This is a genomic window from Chitinivibrio alkaliphilus ACht1, assembly GCF_000474745.1.
Taxonomy (GTDB): Bacteria; Fibrobacterota; Chitinivibrionia; order Chitinivibrionales; family Chitinivibrionaceae; genus Chitinivibrio; species Chitinivibrio alkaliphilus.
Window position 1 is genome coordinate 53,725 of the sequence record NZ_ASJR01000010.1, and the last position, 22,900, is coordinate 76,624.

22 protein-coding genes and 1 pseudogene are annotated in these 22,900 nt (G+C 45.3%); 11 read left to right on the forward strand and 12 right to left on the reverse strand.

What is annotated here, in order from left to right:
- The first annotated feature begins 53 nt into the window (after positions 1 to 53).
- Positions 54 to 227 (forward strand): hypothetical protein, encoded by a 174-nt coding sequence (locus tag CALK_RS12870; protein WP_155851810.1) that lies wholly within the window; start codon positions 54 to 56, stop codon positions 225 to 227.
- A 1-nt stretch (position 228) separates the two neighbouring features.
- Here CALK_RS12870 and proC read toward each other — a convergent pair whose 3' ends face one another.
- Genes proC through CALK_RS06290 form a run of 3 tightly spaced genes read right to left on the reverse strand, consistent with a single transcriptional unit; the run spans position 229 to position 3,668 of the window.
- The gene (gene proC / locus CALK_RS06280; protein ID WP_022636829.1) at positions 229 to 1,020 is read right to left on the reverse strand and encodes a pyrroline-5-carboxylate reductase; all 792 of its coding nucleotides are present in this window, start codon (positions 1,018 to 1,020) and stop codon (positions 229 to 231) included.
- A 16-nt stretch (positions 1,021 to 1,036) separates the two neighbouring features.
- Positions 1,037 to 1,561: a metallophosphoesterase family protein gene (locus CALK_RS06285; protein ID WP_022636830.1), complete on the reverse strand. Its 525-nt coding sequence runs from the start codon at positions 1,559 to 1,561 to the stop codon at positions 1,037 to 1,039.
- A 43-nt stretch (positions 1,562 to 1,604) separates the two neighbouring features.
- Positions 1,605 to 3,668, reverse strand: a complete 2,064-nt coding sequence (locus CALK_RS06290; RefSeq protein ID WP_022636831.1) for a transketolase family protein — start codon at positions 3,666 to 3,668, stop codon at positions 1,605 to 1,607.
- Between the two features lie 200 nt (positions 3,669 to 3,868).
- Between CALK_RS06290 and CALK_RS13425 the strand changes: the two are divergent.
- The 7 genes and pseudogenes from CALK_RS13425 to CALK_RS06320 form a co-directional block, all read left to right on the forward strand.
- Positions 3,869 to 4,213 (forward strand): annotated as a pseudogene (locus tag CALK_RS13425) (Crp/Fnr family transcriptional regulator); the annotation flags it as partial.
- Positions 4,214 to 4,372: 159 nt separating this feature from the next.
- On the forward strand, positions 4,373 to 5,575 hold the full coding sequence (locus CALK_RS06295; RefSeq protein WP_034637111.1) for an acetate/propionate family kinase: 1,203 nt from the start codon (positions 4,373 to 4,375) through the stop codon (positions 5,573 to 5,575).
- Positions 5,576 to 5,663: 88 nt separating this feature from the next.
- On the forward strand, positions 5,664 to 6,962 hold the full coding sequence (locus CALK_RS06300) for an LPS-assembly protein LptD (RefSeq protein WP_022636833.1): 1,299 nt from the start codon (positions 5,664 to 5,666) through the stop codon (positions 6,960 to 6,962).
- Positions 6,938 to 8,038, forward strand: a complete 1,101-nt coding sequence (locus tag CALK_RS06305; protein ID WP_022636834.1) for a putative LPS assembly protein LptD — start codon at positions 6,938 to 6,940, stop codon at positions 8,036 to 8,038. The genes CALK_RS06300 and CALK_RS06305 overlap by 25 nt, the downstream gene beginning before the upstream one ends.
- A 61-nt stretch (positions 8,039 to 8,099) precedes the next feature.
- A complete protein-coding gene (gene ispH, locus CALK_RS06310; protein ID WP_022636835.1) occupies positions 8,100 to 8,963 on the forward strand; it encodes a 4-hydroxy-3-methylbut-2-enyl diphosphate reductase in 864 nt (287 codons plus the stop codon).
- A complete protein-coding gene (locus CALK_RS06315; protein WP_022636836.1) occupies positions 8,960 to 9,304 on the forward strand; it encodes a histidine triad nucleotide-binding protein in 345 nt (114 codons plus the stop codon). The genes ispH and CALK_RS06315 overlap by 4 nt, the downstream gene beginning before the upstream one ends.
- A 21-nt stretch (positions 9,305 to 9,325) precedes the next feature.
- Positions 9,326 to 9,646 carry a hypothetical protein gene (locus tag CALK_RS06320; RefSeq protein ID WP_022636837.1) on the forward strand — a complete coding sequence of 107 codons (321 nt, stop codon included), beginning with the start codon at positions 9,326 to 9,328 and terminating at the stop codon, positions 9,644 to 9,646.
- Between the two features lie 42 nt (positions 9,647 to 9,688).
- Here CALK_RS06320 and CALK_RS06325 read toward each other — a convergent pair whose 3' ends face one another.
- The 9 genes from CALK_RS06325 to CALK_RS06365 form a co-directional block, all read right to left on the reverse strand.
- Positions 9,689 to 10,195: a ferritin gene (locus CALK_RS06325; RefSeq protein ID WP_022636838.1), complete on the reverse strand. Its 507-nt coding sequence runs from the start codon at positions 10,193 to 10,195 to the stop codon at positions 9,689 to 9,691.
- A gap of 12 nt (positions 10,196 to 10,207) precedes the next feature.
- On the reverse strand, positions 10,208 to 10,714 hold the full coding sequence (locus CALK_RS06330) for a ferritin (protein WP_022636839.1): 507 nt from the start codon (positions 10,712 to 10,714) through the stop codon (positions 10,208 to 10,210).
- Positions 10,711 to 11,901 (reverse strand): FprA family A-type flavoprotein, encoded by a 1,191-nt coding sequence (locus tag CALK_RS06335; RefSeq protein WP_022636840.1) that lies wholly within the window; start codon positions 11,899 to 11,901, stop codon positions 10,711 to 10,713. The genes CALK_RS06330 and CALK_RS06335 overlap by 4 nt, the downstream gene beginning before the upstream one ends.
- 80 nt (positions 11,902 to 11,981) lie before the next feature.
- The gene (locus CALK_RS06340; protein ID WP_022636841.1) at positions 11,982 to 13,010 is read right to left on the reverse strand and encodes a protein-glutamate methylesterase/protein-glutamine glutaminase; all 1,029 of its coding nucleotides are present in this window, start codon (positions 13,008 to 13,010) and stop codon (positions 11,982 to 11,984) included.
- The gene (locus CALK_RS06345) at positions 13,007 to 13,483 is read right to left on the reverse strand and encodes a chemotaxis protein CheX (RefSeq protein ID WP_022636842.1); all 477 of its coding nucleotides are present in this window, start codon (positions 13,481 to 13,483) and stop codon (positions 13,007 to 13,009) included. Before CALK_RS06345 ends, CALK_RS06340 begins: the two co-directional genes overlap by 4 nt.
- Positions 13,470 to 13,862, reverse strand: a complete 393-nt coding sequence (locus CALK_RS06350) for a response regulator (protein WP_022636843.1) — start codon at positions 13,860 to 13,862, stop codon at positions 13,470 to 13,472. The genes CALK_RS06345 and CALK_RS06350 overlap by 14 nt, the downstream gene beginning before the upstream one ends.
- An 18-nt stretch (positions 13,863 to 13,880) precedes the next feature.
- Entirely contained in the window at positions 13,881 to 14,357 is a 477-nt protein-coding gene (locus CALK_RS06355; RefSeq protein WP_022636844.1) for a chemotaxis protein CheD, read from the reverse strand.
- An 18-nt stretch (positions 14,358 to 14,375) separates the two neighbouring features.
- Positions 14,376 to 16,880, reverse strand: coding sequence for an Hpt domain-containing protein (locus tag CALK_RS06360; protein ID WP_081698038.1), 2,505 nt, complete (start codon positions 16,878 to 16,880; stop codon positions 14,376 to 14,378).
- A complete protein-coding gene (locus CALK_RS06365) occupies positions 16,823 to 17,368 on the reverse strand; it encodes a hypothetical protein (RefSeq protein ID WP_022636846.1) in 546 nt (181 codons plus the stop codon). The genes CALK_RS06360 and CALK_RS06365 overlap by 58 nt, the downstream gene beginning before the upstream one ends.
- Before the next feature lie 235 nt (positions 17,369 to 17,603).
- Between CALK_RS06365 and gyrB the strand changes: the two genes are divergently transcribed.
- From gyrB to gyrA, 3 genes are read left to right on the forward strand one after another with little or no spacing between them, the layout of a single operon-like run.
- Positions 17,604 to 19,520 (forward strand): DNA topoisomerase (ATP-hydrolyzing) subunit B, encoded by a 1,917-nt coding sequence (gyrB, locus tag CALK_RS06370; RefSeq protein ID WP_022636847.1) that lies wholly within the window; start codon positions 17,604 to 17,606, stop codon positions 19,518 to 19,520.
- Positions 19,521 to 19,539: 19 nt separating this feature from the next.
- Complete coding sequence (surE, locus tag CALK_RS06375) at positions 19,540 to 20,301, forward strand: 5'/3'-nucleotidase SurE (protein ID WP_275574370.1); 762 nt, start codon at positions 19,540 to 19,542, stop codon at positions 20,299 to 20,301.
- Positions 20,298 to 22,784: a DNA gyrase subunit A gene (gyrA, locus tag CALK_RS06380; protein WP_022636849.1), complete on the forward strand. Its 2,487-nt coding sequence runs from the start codon at positions 20,298 to 20,300 to the stop codon at positions 22,782 to 22,784. The genes surE and gyrA overlap by 4 nt, the downstream gene beginning before the upstream one ends.
- The last annotated feature ends 116 nt before the right edge of the window (positions 22,785 to 22,900 follow it).

Below are 22,900 nucleotides of genomic sequence, written 5' to 3' on the forward strand. Positions count from 1 at the left end.
AAAGATGTGGACAAAACGTAATATGTCGATACACTATGTATATGGAGGTAGCCATGGACAGAATTGAACGACTTCGAAAAATGAAGCTGCACGCAGCACAGATACAGCGAAAACAAAGCCTACAGATGCAATACGGAAAAAAACAAAAAGGAGCCCGTCGAGGTCTTTCAGAAGAAGGAGCCCGTGCTATTGCACAAGCACTAAGCTCCCTCATGAAGGAAAAATAATTTACCCGAGACGAGCAGCCTGCTGTGCAGAAGCATTGACGGCACGAATTAAGGCTGCGCGAAGACCGTCCTCTTCAAGAGACTTTACCGCTGCAGCGGTAGCCCCACCAGCAGACATCACATGTGAACGCAACACAGCGGGAACCTCACCTGTTTCATCTACCATAGCAGCAGCCCCTCGTACCGTTTGTATAGCACAGCTCAGTGCATCGGAGTAGGAAAGACCCGCAGCAACACCGCCATCAGCTAGGGCTTCAATTACCATGTACACATAGGCGGGGCCGCTTCCCGATAAACCAGTCACTGCATTCAGCATAGATTCAGGTACAAAGAGATACTTCCCCATACTTTCCAAAATAACTTCTGCATTAGTACGATCTTTCTCGGTACACCTCGCATTCATGGTACACCCACTCATCCCCTTTCCGATAAGAGATGGGGTATTGGGCATAACCCGACAGATCTTCGATGATGTGGGAAGAACCTCTTCCAGGGAGGCAATCGTGATTCCCGCAGCAATGGAAACCCACAACACTGACGACTGTACCGAGGCAAAGACCGCACATGCTTCACGGAGATACTGTGGCTTTACCGCAAGAAGGACAACATCGGGAGTTTTCTCCGGTGAAGAAAACCACTCCTGAGCAGCACAGGGAGTTCCCACATGAGAAAGAGCGTCAAGCGCTTTGTGAGAAGGGTCGCTGAGTAATATTTCTATGGTCGGGTGTTTTTTAGCTATACCGCGCACAATAGCCCCTCCCATATTGCCACAGCCTAATACACCTATCTTCATGTCATTCTCCTTATTTCTATACAACAATTAACTGCTCATGCACTTTTTCAACTTCGATACTCCGTAGTATACCGCCGCCATATTGAAAAATATCAATGGCACAACGATTCTCCTCTAAGGAAAGCATCGCATAACTTGCGGTATTACCCCGATCTACCGCGGCTTTTAAGTGACCAGGGTTCACATACAACACATTATTAACCAACTCAAGATTTGGGGTGTGGGTGTGTCCATACATGATAATATCTGAAATAATCCTGTTTTCTGGAGTAACATCACTGAGATCATGCACTAAGAGTACCTCAAACCCCATGGTAGAAACGCCAAGCACCCCGTCAAGGATACCGCTCTTATACCCTTCATGGTAAATCCCGGGAACACGGTAGACGTAGGTATCACCCCGATCTATTTGTAAGGGGTCTTCAAAAAAATCCCCCAAATGATAAAGACACTCCACGTCATACTCACTCAGAACGCTATTCATAACCTCCTGCAGAAACGCCGTATTTCCATGTGTGTCGCTTACCAATAAAATATTCATACACTCCCCTCCCGTACAGAGCGGGTTTCCCCGCTCTGGTGAATCATTGTCCGATCTTGTTACACAGCTCCCGATATTCTTGTAGGTACGCTTCTACATGAGGCACAACCTGATCGCAGGTGTAGCCAAATTTTTCATCCAGTACAGAGAATGGAGCTGATCTGCCAAAACCATCCCGACCCATGGTCATCCCCAAGGGGCCAACCATACCGTCGAAGACAGTTTTCAGTCCGGCTGTCAAGGCAAAAACAGGTACACCGAAGGGTAAAACAGAGTCACGATACGATGTGGATTGCTCGTCCCACAAGCCCTCGCAAGGAGCTGATACAACACGCACTCCCACCCCTTTTTCTTCCAAGGCGCGGGCAACCTCAACGAGAAGATACACCTCTGACCCGTTAGCAAGAAGAACCACATCAAGAGATGTAGTTTTCTCAGGATACACCGTATAGGCTCCATGAGAAAGCTGGAACCCTTCTGTAAGACGCTCCTTCTGCTTAGGAAGATCTGCGACATTCTGCCGTGTGAGTATGAGTATCGTTGGGTGCGCATCATTATAATATGCATAGCTCCACGCCGCCAGTGTTTCAGCACTGTCTGCGGGACGAAACACCGTTATGGAACGTTCCTCTTCAAGATTCTTCATTTTCTCAAGCAATCTGATTTGCGCCTCTTGCTCTACCGGTTGGTGTGTTGGTCCATCTTCACCAACTCGAAAAGAATCATGGGTAAATATATATCGCACTGGAAGCCCCATAAGTGCAGCCAGACGGATTGCAGGTTTCATATAATCGGAAAACACAAAAAAGGTGGCACAGACAGGTATCATACCTCCGTGCAAGGCAAGACCGTTCATAATCGCAGCCATGGTAAGCTCTGATACACCGGCCTGTAGAAATGCTCCGGAAAAATCGTCACGGGTAAACTCGCCACCACAATTGTCCAGAAACCCCGATGTTTTATCACTATTTGAAAGATCCGCCGAAGAAACAATCATATTGTTTATGGTACCAGCAAGATGAGCCAGGATTTCTCCGGATGTATTCCGTGTCGCACTGTTTGGGCTAACGGAAATAGTTGAAAAATCAATCTCAATTTTTTCTCCAGCAAGATATCGGGTAAGACGTTGTGCGAGAACAGGATTTGCCTCTTCCCACTCTTTTTGGCGCAGAGAAAAATCTTTTACAGACCTACGTTTATTCTCAAGAACGCTCTCAAAATACGTCTGCACCTCAGGAAAAATCGCAAAGGGGTCTGCAGGGTCAGCACCAAGGTTCTGCAGGGTTTTATTAATATCTGCACCAGCCTTAGAAAGTGGCTGCCCATGGGAAGAGACCTGCTTTTCAAAGGAATTACCCGCTGCATCAACAGCCTTTTTTCCCATAACTGTCTTACCAATAATTAATACGGGCTTTGTGCTTTTCTGAGCAGAATCAAGGGCACCACGAATGGCAGAGTAATCGTGTCCATCGATAACAAAAACGTCCCATCCCCAGCTCTCATATTTTGCCTGAGTATCTTCACTATACGTTTTATCTGTTGTGTGAGAAAGCTGAATATCGTTAGAATCAAAGAACATGACAAGGTTTGACATTCCAAGATGCCCCGCTATACGCCCAACCCCTTGAGAAATTTCTTCTTGAATAGCCCCATCGGAAACATAGGTATACACGGTATGCCCCATCCACTCTCCAAAGCGAGCACGCAGGAATCGTTCTGCCACAGCAGAACCGAGAGCCATGGCATGCCCCATACCAAGGGGGCCGGAGCTATTTTCTATACCGTGAGCAACATCCAGCTCTGGATGCCCGGGAGTATTGCTCCCCCACTGGCGGAAAGATTCGAGATCTTCTTTTTCAAAATGCCCCGTGAGATACAAGGTGGAGTACAGCATGGGGGACATATGGCCTGGATCAAGGAAAAAGCGATCGCGGAATTCCCAGTGTGGATTATCTGGATCGAAACGGAGATATTCCGAAAAAAGGATCGACATAAAATCAGCACCACCCATGGCTCCACCGGGATGGCCCGATGATGCTTTTTCAACCATTGCAACAGTTAAGGCCCGAATATTATCTGCGGCTCTCTCAACCATACGATTCGACATTAGTACTCCAGGGAGTTATATTTTTCGTTATGCCTAAATATACTTGATGATTTTTATTTATTAAAGTACTAAGATGGAAAAACAGATGTGTTTTTTTTCACAATAACAGTGGTGGTATTTTTTTTCTCCCTATGCCAACACGAAGAAAAATGAAGTATATTCCCAAAGCAGAGTTTTATCAATAAAAGGGTTATGGTTGTATGGATAAAAATGAAATTATCGGGCTTCTCAAAGAGCAGTGTAAACTTGCCTCAATTCTTTCAGAAGATGTTCTGGAAGATATTGTAGAAGAATCACAATTGGAAACCTTTGAAAAAGGTGAGTACATACTCGAATTTGAAGAAAAAACCCCCGCCGTATTCATCCTTCTTCGGGGAAGTGTTCGGGTGAGTCTGATCTCCGATGACGGAAAAGAAAAAATCTTCGACCATTTCCATGCCGGTTCTCTCATGGGTGAAGTGAGCACAATTACCCGGGCCACCGCCTATGCAACAATCACGGCCGAAGATGTCTGTCTTGCCCTGGAAATTCCCATCCCCGTGTTCAAGAAAAAAATCCTCTCTGACATTAAGGCATTCAACCATCTTGTTGAGGTAATGTCTAACAAACTTGGGAAAGTTATTCCGGGCATAGAGAAACACACATCGTGTCAAGAAAAAAACGACCCCTATGGCTTCAAGCTTACTACAAAAACCCCGCAAAAAATATTGGTCATAAACTGTGGATCTTCATCACTTAAATATACGTTTTTTAATACAGAAGACATGGAAAACAGTGTGGATGGGCAGGTTGACCGTATTGGGACTGCTGTCCCCATGGGACTTGAATACAATGCCGGGAAAACAGAGATTGAACGAGAACTTGAACCGGGTACCCATAAAGACGCTTTTGATGCCATCATTCAGATTCTCACATCGAAGGAATTTGGCATAATCTCATCTCCTCAAGAGATAACTGCCGTGGGGCATCGCGTGGTACATGGAGGAGATAAATTCAGCCACCCCACTCTCATTACGGATGATGTATTACGCGGTATTGAAGAAGTATCCAGCTTGGCTCCCCTTCATAACCCTGTAAACCTTGTGGGGATACATGAGTCAATGCGCGTATTTCCCTCGGCAGCACAAGTGGCGATATTTGATACCGCCTTCCACCAGACAATCCCCCCTCATGCATACCTATACGGGCTTCCCTACGAATACTATGAGAAAAAGCGTATCCGCCGATACGGATTCCACGGCACATCTCACTACTATGTATCCCTTATGGCAGCCGATTACCTTAAACGTTCCTACACAGATCTTAAGCTTATCACCTGCCATCTTGGTAACGGCGGTTCCGTATGTGCTATTGAACACGGGAAATCAGTTGACACCTCCATGGGTATGACCCCCGCCGAAGGAATTATCATGGGGACCCGCTCTGGGAGTATCGACCCTGCGGTTATTCTCCATCTGATGGACTCCGAAAAAATGACTTCCGGCGAAGTGAATCAGCTCATCAACAAGCAAAGCGGACTCCTCGGCCTCTCGGGGATCTCTAACGATATGCGGGATATTGAGCACGCTGTGAAACAGGGAAAAAATCGGGCTGTCCTTGCATATAAAACCTTCTGTTACTCTATTAAAAAGTACATTGGTGCCTACAGCGCTACCCTCGGTAATGTTGATGCGCTTATCTTCACCGGAGGCATTGGGCTGTATAACTCCTTTGCTCGGGAAGAGGTTTGTAAAGGCTTGGGCGCTCTGGGGATGTTTATCGACCAAGAAAAAAGCAAAGATCTGAACGGAGCGAAGAAAGTCGTTGATATCGCAACGGTGGACTCTCCTGTTCGTATTCTGGTTATCCCCACGAACGAAGAGTTAATGATTGCCCGAGAGACCCTCAGCGTAATCTGTGCAGACTAAGAGCTCTATCCTCATTTCAGGTAGGGGAAGATACCCCCTACCACCCCTGTCACACTTCATCCAGGTACTCACATGGTTTCTCTTCCTATTGTGCCTCTCCCCCCTGCATGGAGAAGACACCCTCTCCTACCAAGCAGACAGCATTCACTACGGTCTCAAAGAAGCACGCATCGAACTGCACGGCAATGGTCGTCTCTCCCATGGCTCTGTACACCTCTTTGCTGAACAGATACACTACAATCTGGAAACGGAAATCCTTAAAGCCTACGGAACCCCCGTACTGATTGACTCCGGCGACACTCTGTACGGTGAATATATTGAATATCATATCCGTGAAAACCGAGGCAGAATTGGACAAGCACGCTTTTCTGATATACAGGATAGTGCCCTCTATAGAGGCGATGAAATGGCACGAGATTCCACAGGCACAATCTATATATCCGGTGGACGATATACAACCAGCTTTACCCGTCCGCCACAATACACTCTCTTTTCACCGCAGTTTAAGCTTATCCCCGATGAAAAAGCCCTTGCACGCCCTGTGGTTTTAGAAGTACAGCGGTCTCCCGTGGTAAGCCTTCCCTTTTTCATATACCCCCTTGATGATGATCGCAGATCAGGTTGGCTCACCCCTCGATGGGGTGTTGGTATTGCAGGCACTGGGTATGTTGATAATATTGGGTACTATTGGGGAGAAAACCCGTATATTGACTTTACCATGGCAGGGAGAATAAATGACTTTGAGCACTATCAGTTAAGAGGGGAAACACGATACCATTTAAGAAATCGCCTCCGAGGAAACCTTTCTGCCGATATGTCATTCGATGATTATTACGGTGGAAGTTCCCAAAGATGGTCTCTTTCATATGAACACTCACAACACTTCCTTCCTGACCACAGTCTTTCTCTCCGGGGAAGCGGAGAGCTTGTCTCTGACAACCGCTACTACAGCGACTACTTTCGTGATACCACCGATTTTCTGCGCCAAACAACACGCTCTCAGCTTACATTGCAAAAACGCATGCACCGCCTCTCCGGCCACACCAGTGCGTCTTGGGAGCGCCGTGAGGACTTCTACCGACAAGAGCGCACCCAAACCTTACCGCATCTGCGTTTTTCCACGGGAAACTATCCCCTTCTCCCCTTTTTAGAAGAGAGTAGCCTTACTTGGTCATATTCGGCACAAGGACTTTCACGGACCACGGAAATATATCGTGAAGAGGAGGAAGAAGAAACAACTGAAGCAGGAATACATCATACTCTGCCGGTGCAAGGACAACTCACCCTATTTAACAATCTTCATGCCTCCCCCGTTTTACGGTACAGCAATCAACCTTTTCATCATACTGGGACACCACAACCATGGTGCAAAAAGATACACTCATAGCCCTGTGGGATACCCTGTCCAGTGAAGAATATTTCAACTCACCATCTCTACATACTCCCGACGACAGTCTCATTACCAGGGACGATTCTACATTTTATAAAGTGAGTCGGGGCGATTCGTTGGCTGTGGTAGAACGCTATGATACACTTTTCCTGGGAGAGGACGCCTATGATGTGCAAGATGCTACCACAACGTGGTGGACTGCCGGTATTGATTTTCATACCAATATCTATGGCATTTTTCCGCTCAAGGTAGGACCTATCACAGGAATTCGTCACACCATAACTCCGCGAGTTGGATACACAATTGTACCTGAAGAGATCAATACCTTCCGTTATCCAGGCATTTTACCCTCTGCAAGAGCAACAGATCGACAACAAAACCTCACCTTTTCCCTCGACAACAATTTTGACGCCCGCATTCAACAAAACAAAGATCAATCTCCACGCAGGGCCACCCTTCTTAACACCTCTCTTCGGGGGCAGTATAATTTAGAAGCAGAGGAAGAAAAATTCAGCCCCATTGATTTTCGAGCAACCATACCACATTCGCACCTATCCCTAACATACCGCGGTAGATACACACCGTACAACACGTCCCAAGAGCTGATTTTTCCCGAAGCTCTCTCCCACGATATCTCCTTTACCCCCTCTGTTCCGGGCGTATCAGGAGATATATGGAGTGGCGATCTATTCACATTTCATGATGCCCTTTTTCCCGCCTACCTTGGAGGAGCCCACGCCACTGACACAGACTGGTCCTTAGACATATCTCCCACGTATCGGATCAGCCTCCGTCGTGATGACATAGACCGCCCCTTTCAGCAAGAACAAACCTATACCCTTTCAACACGGGCACGGTTTCGCTTTTCCCATCGGTGGCAAATGCAGTGGAGTGGACGTTGGTCGTTTCAGGAAAATAACTTTATAAATCAAGAAGTATCACTTCTTGCAGACCTCAACAGCTGGGACCTTCGGGTTCAGTGGAATCCCACAGGCGTAAACAGCGGCCACATTAACATGATTGTTGCAGTGAAACGACATAGGGAGATAAAGTGGGAACATGACCGCATCTAAATATCTCCTCCGCGAAGCAACAAAATAGTATTTTCTGTATAGACTAAAAAACGAGGTGGTAATGAATATAATTGTCGCAAAAACAGCAGGTTTCTGCATGGGAGTTGAGCGAGCGGTACGTCTTGCCCTCACCCACTCTGACAACGGGGAAAAACGACTTTACACTCCTGGTCCCCTAATACATAATACGCAGGCCATTACAATGCTGGAGCAGAATAATATAAAAAGTCTTACCGATGATACTTCTCCAGAGGACAAAAGCATTCTTATTCGTGCCCACGGAATTCCTCCCGAAAAAGAAGCAGAATTTGCCCGTCAGGGCTGTACGATAATAGATGGAACCTGCCCGATGGTTAAAAAAGTACATCGAGTTATTCAGAAATATATTGATCGTGACTTTACGATCGTTATCACTGGAGACAAGGACCACGCAGAAACACGAGGTCTCATGGGGTATGCAAAGGAGCGGGGCATCTTAATTAACTCTCCTCAAGAAGTTGCGAAGATACCTTCTCATAGCCATCGCCTCTGTATTGTATCACAAACCACTTTCAGTGTTGCCGACTTTGATGCCATTGTGGAAGAGATTTTTCAGACCTTCCCCGAGAGAGAAATAGCCGTTGAAAAAACAATATGTAAAGCCACAAGTGAACGTCAGAACGAGGTAATCAGTTTACGTGATATTACCGATATGATGATTGTGGTTGGAGGAAAGCATAGTGCAAACACCCTCCGTCTGGCAGAAATCGCCGGGGAGAAAAACAAGCGTGTCCTTCATATTGAAGATGCAGATGAACTGAACCCCCTAGAGCTCAAGGGGGTAGAAAACCTCGGCATCACAGCCGGTGCATCTACCCCCGGATGGGTTATTCAAGATATTGTTGAAAAAATTGAGAAAGAATTTGAACAAGGAGAGAGCTCATGAATGACTGTCTTTTCTGCAAAATAGCGGCGGGAAATATTCCCGCAAAGATTGTTTATGAAACAGACCTCTGTTGCGCCTTTGAAGACATAACCCCAGTTGCCCCTCTCCATATACTCATTATTCCTAAAAAACATATGGAAAATCTGCACTCCATGGATGAAAATGATTCGCCCATTCGTGAGGCCCTCTTTTCAGCCATATCTCATCTAGTTGAAAAAAATCATCTTACCCAGAGCGGCTACCGCCTGGTAATAAACTCTGGTGATGATGGACAGCAAAGTGTACCCCATCTCCATATTCATCTTATTGGAAAACGATCACTGCAATGGCCCCCGGGCTAAGAAAAACAAAGGATGGTACTCATGAATCTTGATGAACGAGAACAGGCACTTATCGCAGAAGCCCTCTCTCTGTACACACAGTTTGCCGCGCAGCAAATGCCTCCACAAGCTGTGGAAGAACTTTCTGCCATGGTTCAAGAAATTACAGAAAAGCTTCCCCACCTTGGGCAAACAACCACGGGAGAAAAAAATATTCCTCCAGGAATTACAGAGGAATGGTTTGATGCTGTTTGCGTAGACTGTGAATCTTACTCCCCAGCAAAGGGATGCAGTGAACCGGTTACAAAAAAGTTTCCCGGAAAATGTGACCCCATTCTACACTACGAAATGGCGAAAAAATAGCAGTTCCCCCACACTCTGAAAACCAGGGTGCGGGGGTGCGTATTATTCTTCTTCGCCGGAAAAGGTGCGCGCCGCATACTCTTCGTCAAGCATGAGTATACCGTGCCCATCACCTTTCACCAGTTTCAGTTTGTTTAGCACAGTGGAAAAGAGATCTTCCTCTTCAACCTGCTCATCCACAAACCAATTTAAGAAACTTCGTGTTGCGTGGTCTTTCTCTTCTATTGCGAGATCAACCAGTTCATTAATTGATTTACTAACAAACTCTTCATGAGAAAGTGCTATTTCAAAAGCTTCAATAAGAGAAGAAAACTCATTTTGCGGTTTTTCCAAGGGACGCAAAGAAACCTTGCCTCCACGATCAAGAATATACCGATAGATTTTCATTGCATGAAAGCGTTCTTCCTGAGTATGTACCATGAAGAAATTCTCAAACCCTGCAAGATCTTCATCTGCACAATAAGCAGCCATGGCAAGGTATTGATATTCTGAGAAAAGTTCTTTCTGTATTTGTTCATTAAGGGCTGTTTCAATCTTTTTGGAAAGCATATTATCTCCTTGTTATTGTGTCGGTGGGGTAAAAGTTCGCTGGGCAAACTCCTTGTCAAGCTGCAACAGTCCATGCCCCTGCTCACCAACAAGTTCAATTTTTTTAAGAATTGTCCGCATGGAATCTTCCTCTTCTACCTGTTCGTCTACAAACCAGTCAAGAAAACTTTTGGTGGCAAAATCATTTTCTTCTACGGCGTACCCAACAATTTCATTGATAGAGGCTGTCACAAACTGCTCATGCGCAAGTACTGCAGCAAAAACATCCTTCGGTGTTTGTGCAGTAATCTCAGGTGCATCAATCTTCTCAAGCGTCACCCGCCCATCACGCTCTTGCAGATAGGAACACATCTTCATGGCATGAAAATGTTCCTCCTGTACCTGCACAAGAAAAAAGTTTTCGAAACCAGGCAGATCCTGCTCTGCAAAAAATGCTGCATAGGCAAGATAGAGATACTCGGAGTATAACTCCTTGTTAATCTGTCTGTTTAAGGCCGCTTGAATATTCTCAGAAATCATTTTTCCTCCTGTGGTAAGACCTGTTTCATTTGTGTTACAAGGTGTTCACGTTGCTCCCGAAGATCTTCATCGTCGGGCACATATTTTGTAGAAATGCTCTCTAGAAGAGTAAACCCACATTTTTTCAACTCCTCTTCAACCAAGGAAACACTCTGCCCTCCCCATCCATAGGAACCAAAGGCGAAGGCCGTGCGTTTTTTGGGAGACAACCCCTTAAGATAGGTCAAAAAAGCTGCCATTGTAGGAAGCATATTATTATTCAGAGTTGGGGAACCGACACAGATATACTCAGCATCCAGAACTTTTGTAATAATATCAGAACGATGCGTATGTTGTACACTACATAATTCTGCAGGAATTCCAAGCTCTTCAAACCCCTGGACAATATTCTGTGCCATACGTTCTGTTGACCCCCACATGGTATCATACACAACCAAAGCTTTTTGTGACGTACAATTATTTGCCCAGGAATGATAGTTTGAAATAATATCAGAGATATGGGAACGCCAAATAACCCCGTGACTCGGACAGACCACGGATATATCTAATTTTTCCACAGCGGCCAACTCTTTTTTCACCTGACGACTGTACGGCATAACAATATTAGCATAATACTTTGCCGCCTCCTCCATGACGATATCGGAAGGAACCTCATCATCAAAACGTTCAGCCGTTGCAATATGCTGTCCAAGAGAGTCATTGGAAAAAAGGATCTTATCTTCCGGAATATAGGAAACCATATTGTCCGGCCAGTGCACCATGGGCGTAGGAATAAAATGGATATTCCGTGAACCAATACACAGGTGATCTCCCTCTTTCACTTCTACATACGAATATGTACCCTGATAATGTTCACGCAACCCAGCCACCCCCTTTTTAGGAGCATAAATGGTTGCATTGGGGCAATACTCCATGAGTTTAGGAAGTGAACCGGAGTGATCCATCTCAACATGGTTTTGAACCACAATATCAATTTTTGAGGGATCAATAATTGACGCAATGCGCTCCAAAAACTCGTCCTGCAACGTAGCTTTCACATTATCAATTAAGGTTATTTTCTCATCCAGTATCAGATATGAGTTATAGGTAGAACCACGCTGTGTCAAATATCCGTGAAAATTCCGGAGGTTCCAATCAATAACACCAACCCAGTATACATTTTCACACACTTCGTTTGCACGAAACATGGACAACTCCTCTTTTTATATAAATACTACCTGTATAATATACATAATAGACACTTCTTCTTGCGGAGTTTAAAGGAAGACTATTCAGTCACACTGTGTAAGATGGCACGAGCCATCTGCTGCAAAGGTATAGTAGTGCGTGAAACCCCTTGTTTAAATGCTTCACCGGGCATTCCCCAAACAATACTGGATGCTTCATCCTGAATAAGGGCCTTTCCCCCCGCCTGTACAAACTCCCCCATGGCAGAAGCACCATCTTTGCCCATACCAGTAAGCATAACAGCTACTCCATTTGGAGCAATATATCGAGCACCTGAACGAAAGAGAAGATCCACACAGGGACGTTGGTAAAACAAGCGTTCTTTTTGATGAAGTCTCACATAGTATCCTGCCCCACGGCGCAGGACTTCCATATGATAATTGCCTGGAGCCAGGAGCACCCGTCCCGGAAGGATCTGATCTCCATGGACTGCTTCACGCACCTGCACCGCACACATGGAGTCAAGGCGTTTTGCAAAGGATGAGGTAAACCCTGGCGGCATGTGTATAACCACGGCCATCCCCGGTGCATTGGGAGGCATGGGAAGGAGAAGTTCTTCTAAGGCAATGGTTGCCCCCGTGGAACCTCCAATAAGCACCACTTTCTGTGTTGTCCGTGCCAAGGAGTAGCGTTGAGGTTGGCGTTCAGATCGATTTCGCCGTGCCGTAAGACGTGAAATATCCGCCACAGAAGCAGCGCGAATCTGACGCACAATGATTTCTATTGCATCGGCAACACTATAGGCAACCCCCGGTTTTGTAATAATATCAAAGGCACCATACTCCAGAGCATCTAGGGCTATTTTGCTCCCTCGACTGGTGAGAGAACTTACAATAATTGTCGGGATAGGATGATATTTCATTATTTTCCGCAGAAAGGTTAAACCATCCATGCGGGGCATTTCAATATCCAAGGTCAATACGTGAGGCTTTGTCTTAATAATCAACTCACGGGCAACATATGGATCGGGAGCTACGCCAACTACCTGTATATCCCGTTCTTTTGAAAGCTCTCGCCGCAGCACCTGACGAACCATGGCAGAGTCGTCAATAACAAGTACCCGTATCATTTACTTTGTATCTCATGAAATACACAGAGCAGGGGGTAATCCTCCGATTCAAGCCATGCTCGCATTTCACTGGCTTCATCATCCATGAGAACATCCCGATCCAGACGATACGGAACTGTGAGATTAAAAAGTATATCTTCTCCATAAATAGAGCTGAGAACATTTCCAGCTACGATATTTAAGATTTCCCGAAGAGCATCATCTCCCTTCGACACAGCACGCTCGTCTCCTTCATCGATGCCAAGCATATTTGCTGCTGCAATGGTTGAAATACCCGGAGGGTACCAGAGATGAACCTCCCCATGTACCGTTTTATCTTCATCTTCATACGATACGGCAGCCCCCTGGGCGTCCCATGTTGCAACATCAGGGGTAGCCCCTTCATCAAGTAGGGCGGTAAAGAGATAGGCCGACTCTTCAAGAATCACACCAGCTGTTCTCTCAAGTATTGCTCGTATATCACTCTGCTTCATCCCAACCTCCCAAAGTAGTCAGTATAAGGGCGCGTATTTTTTCTGGAGTAAAGGGTTTTTTAATATACCCGCATACCCCCAAGGCGGTGAGTTGATCAATTCTCTTTTGACTCGCCTCAGATGATATCACCGCCGCGGGAATTTGTGCTAAATCAGAGGACTCGTGCATCCGTGTAATTAACTCAACCCCATTCATGTTCGGCATATGAATATCCGTAAAGAGGATATCAACCCACTGTTCTTGCAAAACCTTCAACGCTTGAGCACCGTCTTCCACGGAAATAATGTGTTTTACCGGTAAACGGGTCATACCGATGGTTCTCTCCAAAGACCCTCGAATAACTTCGGAATCATCGGCTATCAAGATTGTATACGCCATGGTCGCACTCCCATACTATTAAAGAATTAATTTATTGCCCCTACTTGTGATCCACGTCTCACCTTCAACCATATCCAAATAGAGGGTTCGAGGCATATTCTCTCCCACATGTTCAGCATCAATAAAAATATTGTTTTTCCAGAAAATCTTTCTGGCAACCATAATATTTCGCTTCCCGGTCTCTGTAAAAGAACTCTCATACATCATGGCCCCTCCAGCAATAACAACACGCATATTCTGCTTTTTTGCACCATGAGTATAGAGCGTACGAAACAAACGAGGAATACCCGTATCGCCAAACATGTAGGGGTTGTTTTTAGCCTTCTCCGGATTGAGCCGAGATGAAGGCAGGAGAAAGTGAAGCATTCCTCCCACCCGTGCAGCTTGATCATATACAGCAACCCCCAAACATGAACCAAGCGAGTAGGTTACGATAAGATCTGAAGCACTCGTACTGTACTTCATATCTGAGACATTTACAATTTTTCTACCCATACACCAATCCCTGAATCATTATTCTCGTCCCTTTGCCATGGCCAAAATAGCTGAGATATCAAGAATAAGGCTCACGTTGCCATCACTCATAATAGCCCCGCCTGTTACTCCCGGCATATGACCGATTCCCTGTATGGTTTTTATAACCACTTGCTGCTGTCCTATAATGTGGTCTACCCCAAGGGCTAAACGTTCGCCATTGAGATCTTCCACAACTATGATAATACCCGAAAATGTACTCCCATCACAAGAAGAGAGAAAGAGATCCTGCAAGGTGCAAAAAACAATATGTTCGCCACGAAAAAAAACCATTTTTCCATGGTTTCCCGCCACATTCTTAATCTCATCTTCCTTTGATCGATATGTTTCAACAATAGATAACTTGGGAATAATAAAACGTTTTTCACCGCACCCAATAATCATTCCGTCAATACTTGCCAAGGTAAGGGGCAAACGAATTGAAAACAGGGTACCCACCTTCTTCTCTGAATGAATGGTTATGGCTCCCCGTAACTGTCTAATATTGCGTTGTACAACATCCATGCCCACCCCACGTCCCGAGACATCCGTTACCTCACTACTGGTAGAAAACCCCGGTGCAAAAATCATCTGGAAACACTCTTTATCAGAGATGCTTTGACCGGGTTTGTACAGGTTCATCCGTTCTGCCTTTGCTAAAATAGCATCCCGATCTAATCCACGACCATCATCCTCTATTTCAATAAAGATGCTGCCGGATCGGTGAAATGCCCGTAGGGTGATGCGTCCTGTTGCGCTCTTTCCGTTGCTTTCCCGCTCATACACATCTGATTCAATGCCGTGATCAACCGAATTCCGTACCATATGTATAAGGGGGTCTCCGATACTTTCCACAAGAGATTTATCAATCTCCGTATCCTCTCCTTCCATAACAAACTCTACAGGTTTATTAAATTTCTTTGAGAGCTCACGCACCAACCGGGCCATTTTCTGAAACGTTGGGCGAATACTCACCATGCGAAGAGACATGGAAAGCTCCTGCACTTGACGCATAATACGATCTGCATGGGTTATCTTCTTTGTTAATGCAGGCAATTCTGCGTCCGCCACCTGAGAATCGGCAAACACCATAGATTGTGCAATAACAGCTTCTCCAATGGATGCGATAAGCGAATCAAGACGATCTACAGGTACACGGATTGTCTCTGACACAGCTGTCTTTTTCCTCCCTGAAGCAACACTACTTTTTTCGGCAGTAGTGGGTACACGGTCGTTTTCTGTCTTCGGTCGAACCGATGAGATATGTTCAGAGGTCTCTTCAGAGTCTGGAGAAGGGGATTCATCTATTTCAGAAGTACCATGAGAATTCTCACGGTTCTCTTGTTCTAAGGTGTTCTCCGTGTGAGGGGGAGAAGAAACGGTACCGTCCTGTTCTTCCCCACGGGCATCCGAGGTATTCTCATGAGAAAGAAAGGCGGAAAGATGCTCCATAAATTCTTCGTATTTTTCAGGAGCAGTGTACTCACCACTCTGCAATCCCTTTTCAATATGCTCAAGAAATATTTGGAGTTGTGAAATGCCGCCCAAAAGCAAATCGGTAAAGGAGTCATCACATTGACGTGTCCCCTCACGAATACCGCTCATGGCATCTTCAAGACCGTGAGCAAGCTCTTGAACCGGGGTAAAATAGAGAAACCCCGCCACCCCTTTAATTGTGTGAAAACAGCGAAAAACCGTATCAATACGCTCAAGATCTTCTTCAGCACAGCTCCCGAGAGAAAGAACTTCTCCCTCAGCTTTCTCCAAATGCTCCCGTGATTCCTCAATAAATCCAACAATTAAGTCGTGATCTCCGGAAAGAGGGTAGGCCGAGTCATCCCTTTGATCAGAAGCAGTAGTTGGCACATCCTCTTGCAGCTCTTCATCAGAAGAGGTCGTGCCCTGATCAATCTCATAAAAGCTCAACAGCTTATCTCGTTCATGAGTATAAACGTGTACCTCTTCTTTACTCTTTTCGAGCTTTCGATTAATCTGGCGCAAAAAATCAAGGAGGGTGTAAAGGGCATCTGTGGAAACCTCTTGAGAAAATCGATCAAGGACATCTTCTATCCGGTGAAGTAAATCAGCAAAATACTGTAATCCTAAGACACCAAACTCACCTTTCCAGGTATGTATAAGACCACGAATTTCTCCAAGATCAGCCCCACTGTTCTCATACTCATACACAGCAGACTCAAATGTGTCCAAGGCATCTTTTTGCGCCATGATAAACTGATACAAGAGATCCTGATTTTCTTCCGGAATATCAACAACATCATAGGAAAACCCCTCGGCGGAGGGATTGCTTTGATCAGCCACTTCAAAGAGAGCGGCCGTTTCCTCATCGCTAATTTCCTCAAATATCCCCTCTTCCAAAAGTTCAAACTTCTCTTTATACAGCAAGTACACCCGAAAGAGCGTCTCTGTATCAAAGTCTGGATTATGCTCTATCTCATTTTCCACAGCCATGAGAGGAGCATGGTACGATGGAAGCTCAAAATCCATAAATGCAGTAGAAAAAACGAAAGAATTTCCTGCACCCGTTTTACCGCCTCCGTATCGGAGAGATCCAGGTCAAAACTACGCTCAGCCAAGAGCTCAAGGCGATCGCGATGTTTTTTTACAAAACTATACACAGGACTTTGCACTTCACTACCTTCGGAAGAGACAGGCTCTTCTGCACTCGCATCATCCCGAACTTCTTTTGAAGATTCAGGGACACCTCCCAGAGATTCAAAAAGATCCTCAACCCCGCGGAAAAGCATCGTCCATGCACGTTCAGAAGAACTATCATCCTTCTGCGTGAGAGCAAATAAATTGCGAAAACGCTCCACCTTGCTGTAATAGGCTGCAGGTGCCCCGGAAATACCATCAAGTTCCTCTAGACATTCCATAATTGTATCGACGGCGATATCTTGCCCGGCAAGTTTTTCTCGTAAAAGGCCATGAAGATTTGATAAGGATGCAACAATTGCTGTATGGTGCTGTGACATGGTTTCCACCCGCATCTTAAAATGTTTTTAGCATAGTATGACTTATTATTTTTCTCTTGCAATGATAATTCCCCATTCGTCGAAAGAAAGACGCATTCAGCATATCATATTCGCCACAGTAAAAATTCCTTCTGAAGGGGCTTACTTTTTCTTCTCTCCGTATCACCTCAAACGCGTCATAACGTATATTACCGGGTAAATTTATCTTTCTTTGAACCAAAGGAATGTACCACTCATGGGGGAAAACAATTACAACGCCGAAAATATAAAGAGCCTGAAGGGGCTTGAGGCAGTTCGCAAGCGACCTGCCATGTACATCGGTAGCACCAGTAGTGCCGGCTTACACCATCTTGTTTATGAAATTGTGGACAACTCCATTGATGAGGCCCTTGCTGGATATTGTGATACAATTGATGTAACAATACACCGGGATAATTCAATTACCATACAGGACAATGGCCGCGGTATTCCTGTGGATTACCACGAAGAGGAGGGCATGTCCGCCCTTGAACTGGTGGTGTGTACACTCCACGCAGGTGGTAAATTTGACAATTCAAACTACAAGGTGTCCGGTGGTCTGCACGGGGTTGGTGTTTCCTGTGTGAACGCTCTTTCGGCTAAATTCTATGCCGAGGTTTATCGTAACGGTACGATATATGCCATGCATTTTGTGCGCGGTGAAAAAACCGAAGAATTACAAGAGATTGGCACAACTGATAAAACAGGAACAATCATCACCTTTACCCCCGATCATGAAATATTTGAAACCCTTGAGTACAGTTTCGATATCCTTAGCCAACGTCTGCGTGAACTTGCCTTCCTCAACAAGGGTATTACCATCAACCTTTTTGATGAACGTGAAGCTGACAAGGAGCATCACTTCTCCTATCCGGGTGGGCTTGTCTCATTTATCGAATACCTCGATGAAAACAAGCATCCTCTACACGAAGAACCCGTTCATTTTATCTATACGGGGAAGGATGACGCTGGTGAAGACTTAGAAATAGAAGTGGCATTTCAGTATAATGATACCTATAAAGAAAACATCTTTAGTTTTGCTAACAATATTAACACCCGCGAAGGTGGTACGCACCTCACGGGGTTTCGCCAAGGACTGACTCGAGCTCTTACGAAATACATTGATGATAATGGACTTCTCAAAACAAAGAATATTAAGATAAGCGGTGAAGATCTTCGTGAAGGCATGACTGCGGTTATCAGCGTTAAGCTTACGGACCCGCAATTTGAAGGGCAGACAAAACAGAAACTTGGAAATTCAGGTGTCACAAAACTTGTTGCGCAGAATGTTCGGGAAAACCTTGTTACCTACCTTGAAGAAAACCCGCAGATCGCAAAGAAGATCGTTGAAAAAAGTATAAACTCTGCCGTAGCCCGTGAAGCTGCACGAAAAGCACGACAACTGGCTCGACGAAAGAGTGTCATGGATGGTGGTGGCCTTCCGGGTAAACTTGCAGACTGCTCTGAAAAAGACCCGGCGAAATCTGAAATTTTTATTGTTGAGGGTGATTCTGCAGGCGGGTCAGCAAAATCAGGACGCTCCCGTGAAACTCAGGCCATTCTTCCTCTTAAAGGAAAGATTATCAACGTTGAAAAAGCACGACCGGATAAGGTTATTGCCAACGACGAAATACAGGCCATGATACAAGCCTTTGGCACGGGGTTTGGTGAAGATTTTAACATGAGCAAATTACGCTATCATAAGATTATTATCATGGCTGATGCTGACGTTGATGGAGCCCACATTAGTACCCTCCTGCTCACCTTTTTCTTCAGACACATGCCAGAGCTCATTGAAAGCGGCTATGTGTACAAAAGTTGCCCGCCTCTCTATAAAGCAAAGGCCGGAAAAAAGGAAGAGTTCCTCTTTAATGATGCTGCCCTTGAAGAGTTTAAACAACGTCACCCAAATCAAAAGGTAACGTATCAACGCTTTAAAGGCTTGGGGGAAATGAATCCAGATCAATTGGCCACCACAACCATGAATCCGGAGACACGAAAGGTTCTCCAAGTTCGTTTGGAAGATGTGGTAGAAGCTGATAGAATCTTCACCATGCTCATGGGGGAAGAAGTTCCGCCTCGACGAAAATTTATTGAAGACAATGCCAAGAAGGTGAGTAACTTAGATATATAACCATGGCCAAAGAAAAACCATACTTCTAACAAACGATGATGGATACGCTGCAGAGGGCATTCAAGAACTTTTTTCAACCCTTTCAGAGTCATATATAGCGCATATTATTGCTCCGGAAAAAGAACAGAGCGGGAAAAGTCATAGCTTTACCTATCGGGAAGGCGTGGCCTATACCACTACAGATGCCGGGTATATTGTGCAGGGGACTCCTGCAGATTGTGTCAAGATCGGCTTGGCAACTCTCCTCGATGAACCGCCTGACCTCGTTATCTCTGGAATCAACCACGGAAGCAATCTTGGCATTGCGGGCTTTTATTCCGGTACTGTCGGTGCGGCTCGTGAGGGGGTGTTTTGGCGCATTCCGGCCATCGCAATATCCGCCCCTTCAAAGGGAGCTGCCTCAATGAAAAGTCTTGCAAAACGGGCTCATCAATTAATCATGACCCTTGATGCACAGGGGTTGCTCCGTCCACGAAGCCGGCATCTGTACAACATCAACTTTCCCAGTGCAAAAACAGATCAAAATCAGTGGAAATTTTGCCGTCAGAGTCTTGCCTACTATAACGACAGTTACGAAACAAAAGATCATATGGGAGTTCCTCTGCACTTTGTGACAGGAAAAATGGTTGAAATTGAAGAGGATATTTCCTATGATATTCGGGCCAATGCCTGCGGATATACCACAGTTACACCACTTACCATTGATGCAACCTGCATGGACACCATCAATGCTACAGCTACTATTAATTTGCATAATTCCTTTGACAAGGAGACTACATGAGTGATCATCTCAATGATTCGTATCTTCTCATTGAAGATGAAATGAAACGGTCCTATCTTGACTACTCCATGAGTATGATAACTTCACGGGCATTACCCGATGTGCGGGACGGGTTAAAACCAGTGCACCGTCGCGTACTCTTTGCCATGGGAGAACTGAACCTTTCTCATACACGAAGTTATAAGAAAAGTGCCCGTGTTGTTGGTGACGTTATCGGTAAATATCACCCCCATGGTGACAGTGCTGTATACGACACCCTTGTACGTATGGCCCAAGATTTCTCGCTTCGCTACCCCCTCGTAGATGGCCAGGGAAACTTTGGCTCCATTGATGGCGACTCTGCTGCCGCAATGCGGTATACCGAGTGTCGTCTCACAAAAAGTGCTGAAGATATGCTTGATGATTTGGAGAAAGACACCTGCGATTTTCAAGCCAATTATGATGAATCAACGGAAGAGCCTAAGGTGTTGCCTGCAAAGGTCCCGCAACTTCTCCTCAATGGTTCTACGGGGATTGCCGTTGGTATGGCGACAAACATGGCTCCCCATAACTACCTGGAACTTCGCTCGGCTATCCAGCAATATATTAAGGACCCCGATATTGATATCGAGGATCTTATCAGAACTGTTCCCGGCCCAGATTTTCCCACGGGTGGTATTATTTATGGGCGAAAAGGAATTTATGATGCCTATAAGACAGGTCGGGGGAAAGTATTAATGCGCGCTCGCGCAGAGGTTGAAGAAAGTGGTGGCCGTGAGCAGATTATTATCACGGAAATCCCCTACATGGTCAATAAAACAACCATGCTTGAAAAGATTGTTGAGCAAGTACGCAATGGTAAAATTGACGGCATATCCTTTGTACGTGATGAGTCAGACCGAAAGGGAATGCGCATCGTTATCGGTATCAAAAAAGACTCCTTTGGAGATATCGTTCTCAATAAACTCTACAAATATACGCAGCTTCAGAGCACCTTCGGTATTAACAATCTTGCCCTTGTAGATGGCCAACCGCAACTTTTAAATCTTAAAGAACTAATATCTCATTTCGTAAAACATCGTTTTTCTGTGATTACCCGTCGTACCGAATTTGAGTTAAGAAAGGCTGAAGCCCGCGCCCACATACTTGAGGGATTACTGGTAGCGGTAGATAACATTGATGAGATTGTCAAGATCATTCGCGGTTCTGACAACGATGAGCAAGCACAACAATCTCTCATGGACCGGTTTTCTCTTACAGAAATTCAGTCGAAGGCAATATTGGACATGCGCCTTCGCCGACTTACGGGACTTCAGCGCCTTGAACTTGAAGAGGAATTCAAAAAACTTCAAGAACAAATTGCGGATCTTAAAGATATATTGGCAAATGAGTCCCGTGTGTATGCTATTATCTCAGACGACTTGGATACCCTTGCTGAGCATAAGGAATACCGTGGTGCACGAAAAACATCCATTGTTGATTCTACGGCAGAAGTATCCTTGGAAGATATGATTCCCGATGAGGACATGGTTATTACCATGAGCCATGAAGGGTATGTAAAACGAACATCTGCCAAAACCTACCGCACACAGGGACGAGGCGGACGTGGGGTAAAAGGGATGGATTCAAAAGATTCCGATTTTATCGAAACAATGTTTGTTGCCTCTGCTCATTCGAATCTCCTGTTCTTTACGAATTTCGGACGATGTTATTCCATCAAAGTCTATGCAATTCCTGAAACAGGACGCCAATCGAAGGGACGCCCCTTGGTGAATATTATTGATTTTCTGCCCGATGAGAAAATAGCTGCGTGTATCCCCGTAAAAGAATTTACCGAGGAACACTATATTGTTCAAACAACGCAAAAAGGAACAATTAATAAACAGAGTCTTGGTGCCTATGCGAAAATCAGACGAACTGGTATTAACTCCGTAAATATGGATGAGGATGATCGTCTGGTATCAGTATCCCTTTGTACCAATGACGCGTATATTGTCATAGCAACCCTCCAGGGGAAAGCCATACGTGTTTCAGCAGAGACGGTTCGGCCCCTTGGGCGCAATACCCGTGGCGTACGCGGTATCAGCCTCCGTGAAGGAGATCATGTTATCGGTACCGTAACCCTCACGTCGGAAGAGCAGGAAATTCTTACGGTAACGGAAAATGGTTTTGGCAAACGCACGGCCCTCTCCGAGTATCGTGTTACTAATCGTGGTGGTGTCGGCATTATTAATATCAAACAGAGCCCACGTAATGGCAGTGTGGTGAGTGTCATGGCCCCTGATCCAGAGGGTGACATTCTTATTATCACACGGAAGGGTATTATTATCCGTACGGAAGTAGCTCATATTAGTACTACCGGACGTAATACCCTAGGGGTAAAATTGATTAATCTAGCTGAAGATGACGCTGTAATTGATGTAACGTCCTGTACAAAGGAAGAAGAAGACTCATCTGGAGACGACTCCCTCAATACAGAGGAAACACCCGTTACAGAAGAATAAAGAGAAATACCGGGGAGGAAACACACTCCCCGGACTCATTTTCACTACTCATATTTTCTAAAGCCTCCAAGATATTTTTTCTTTTTGTTGCCTCATCTTGCAAAAAATCGTAGGAT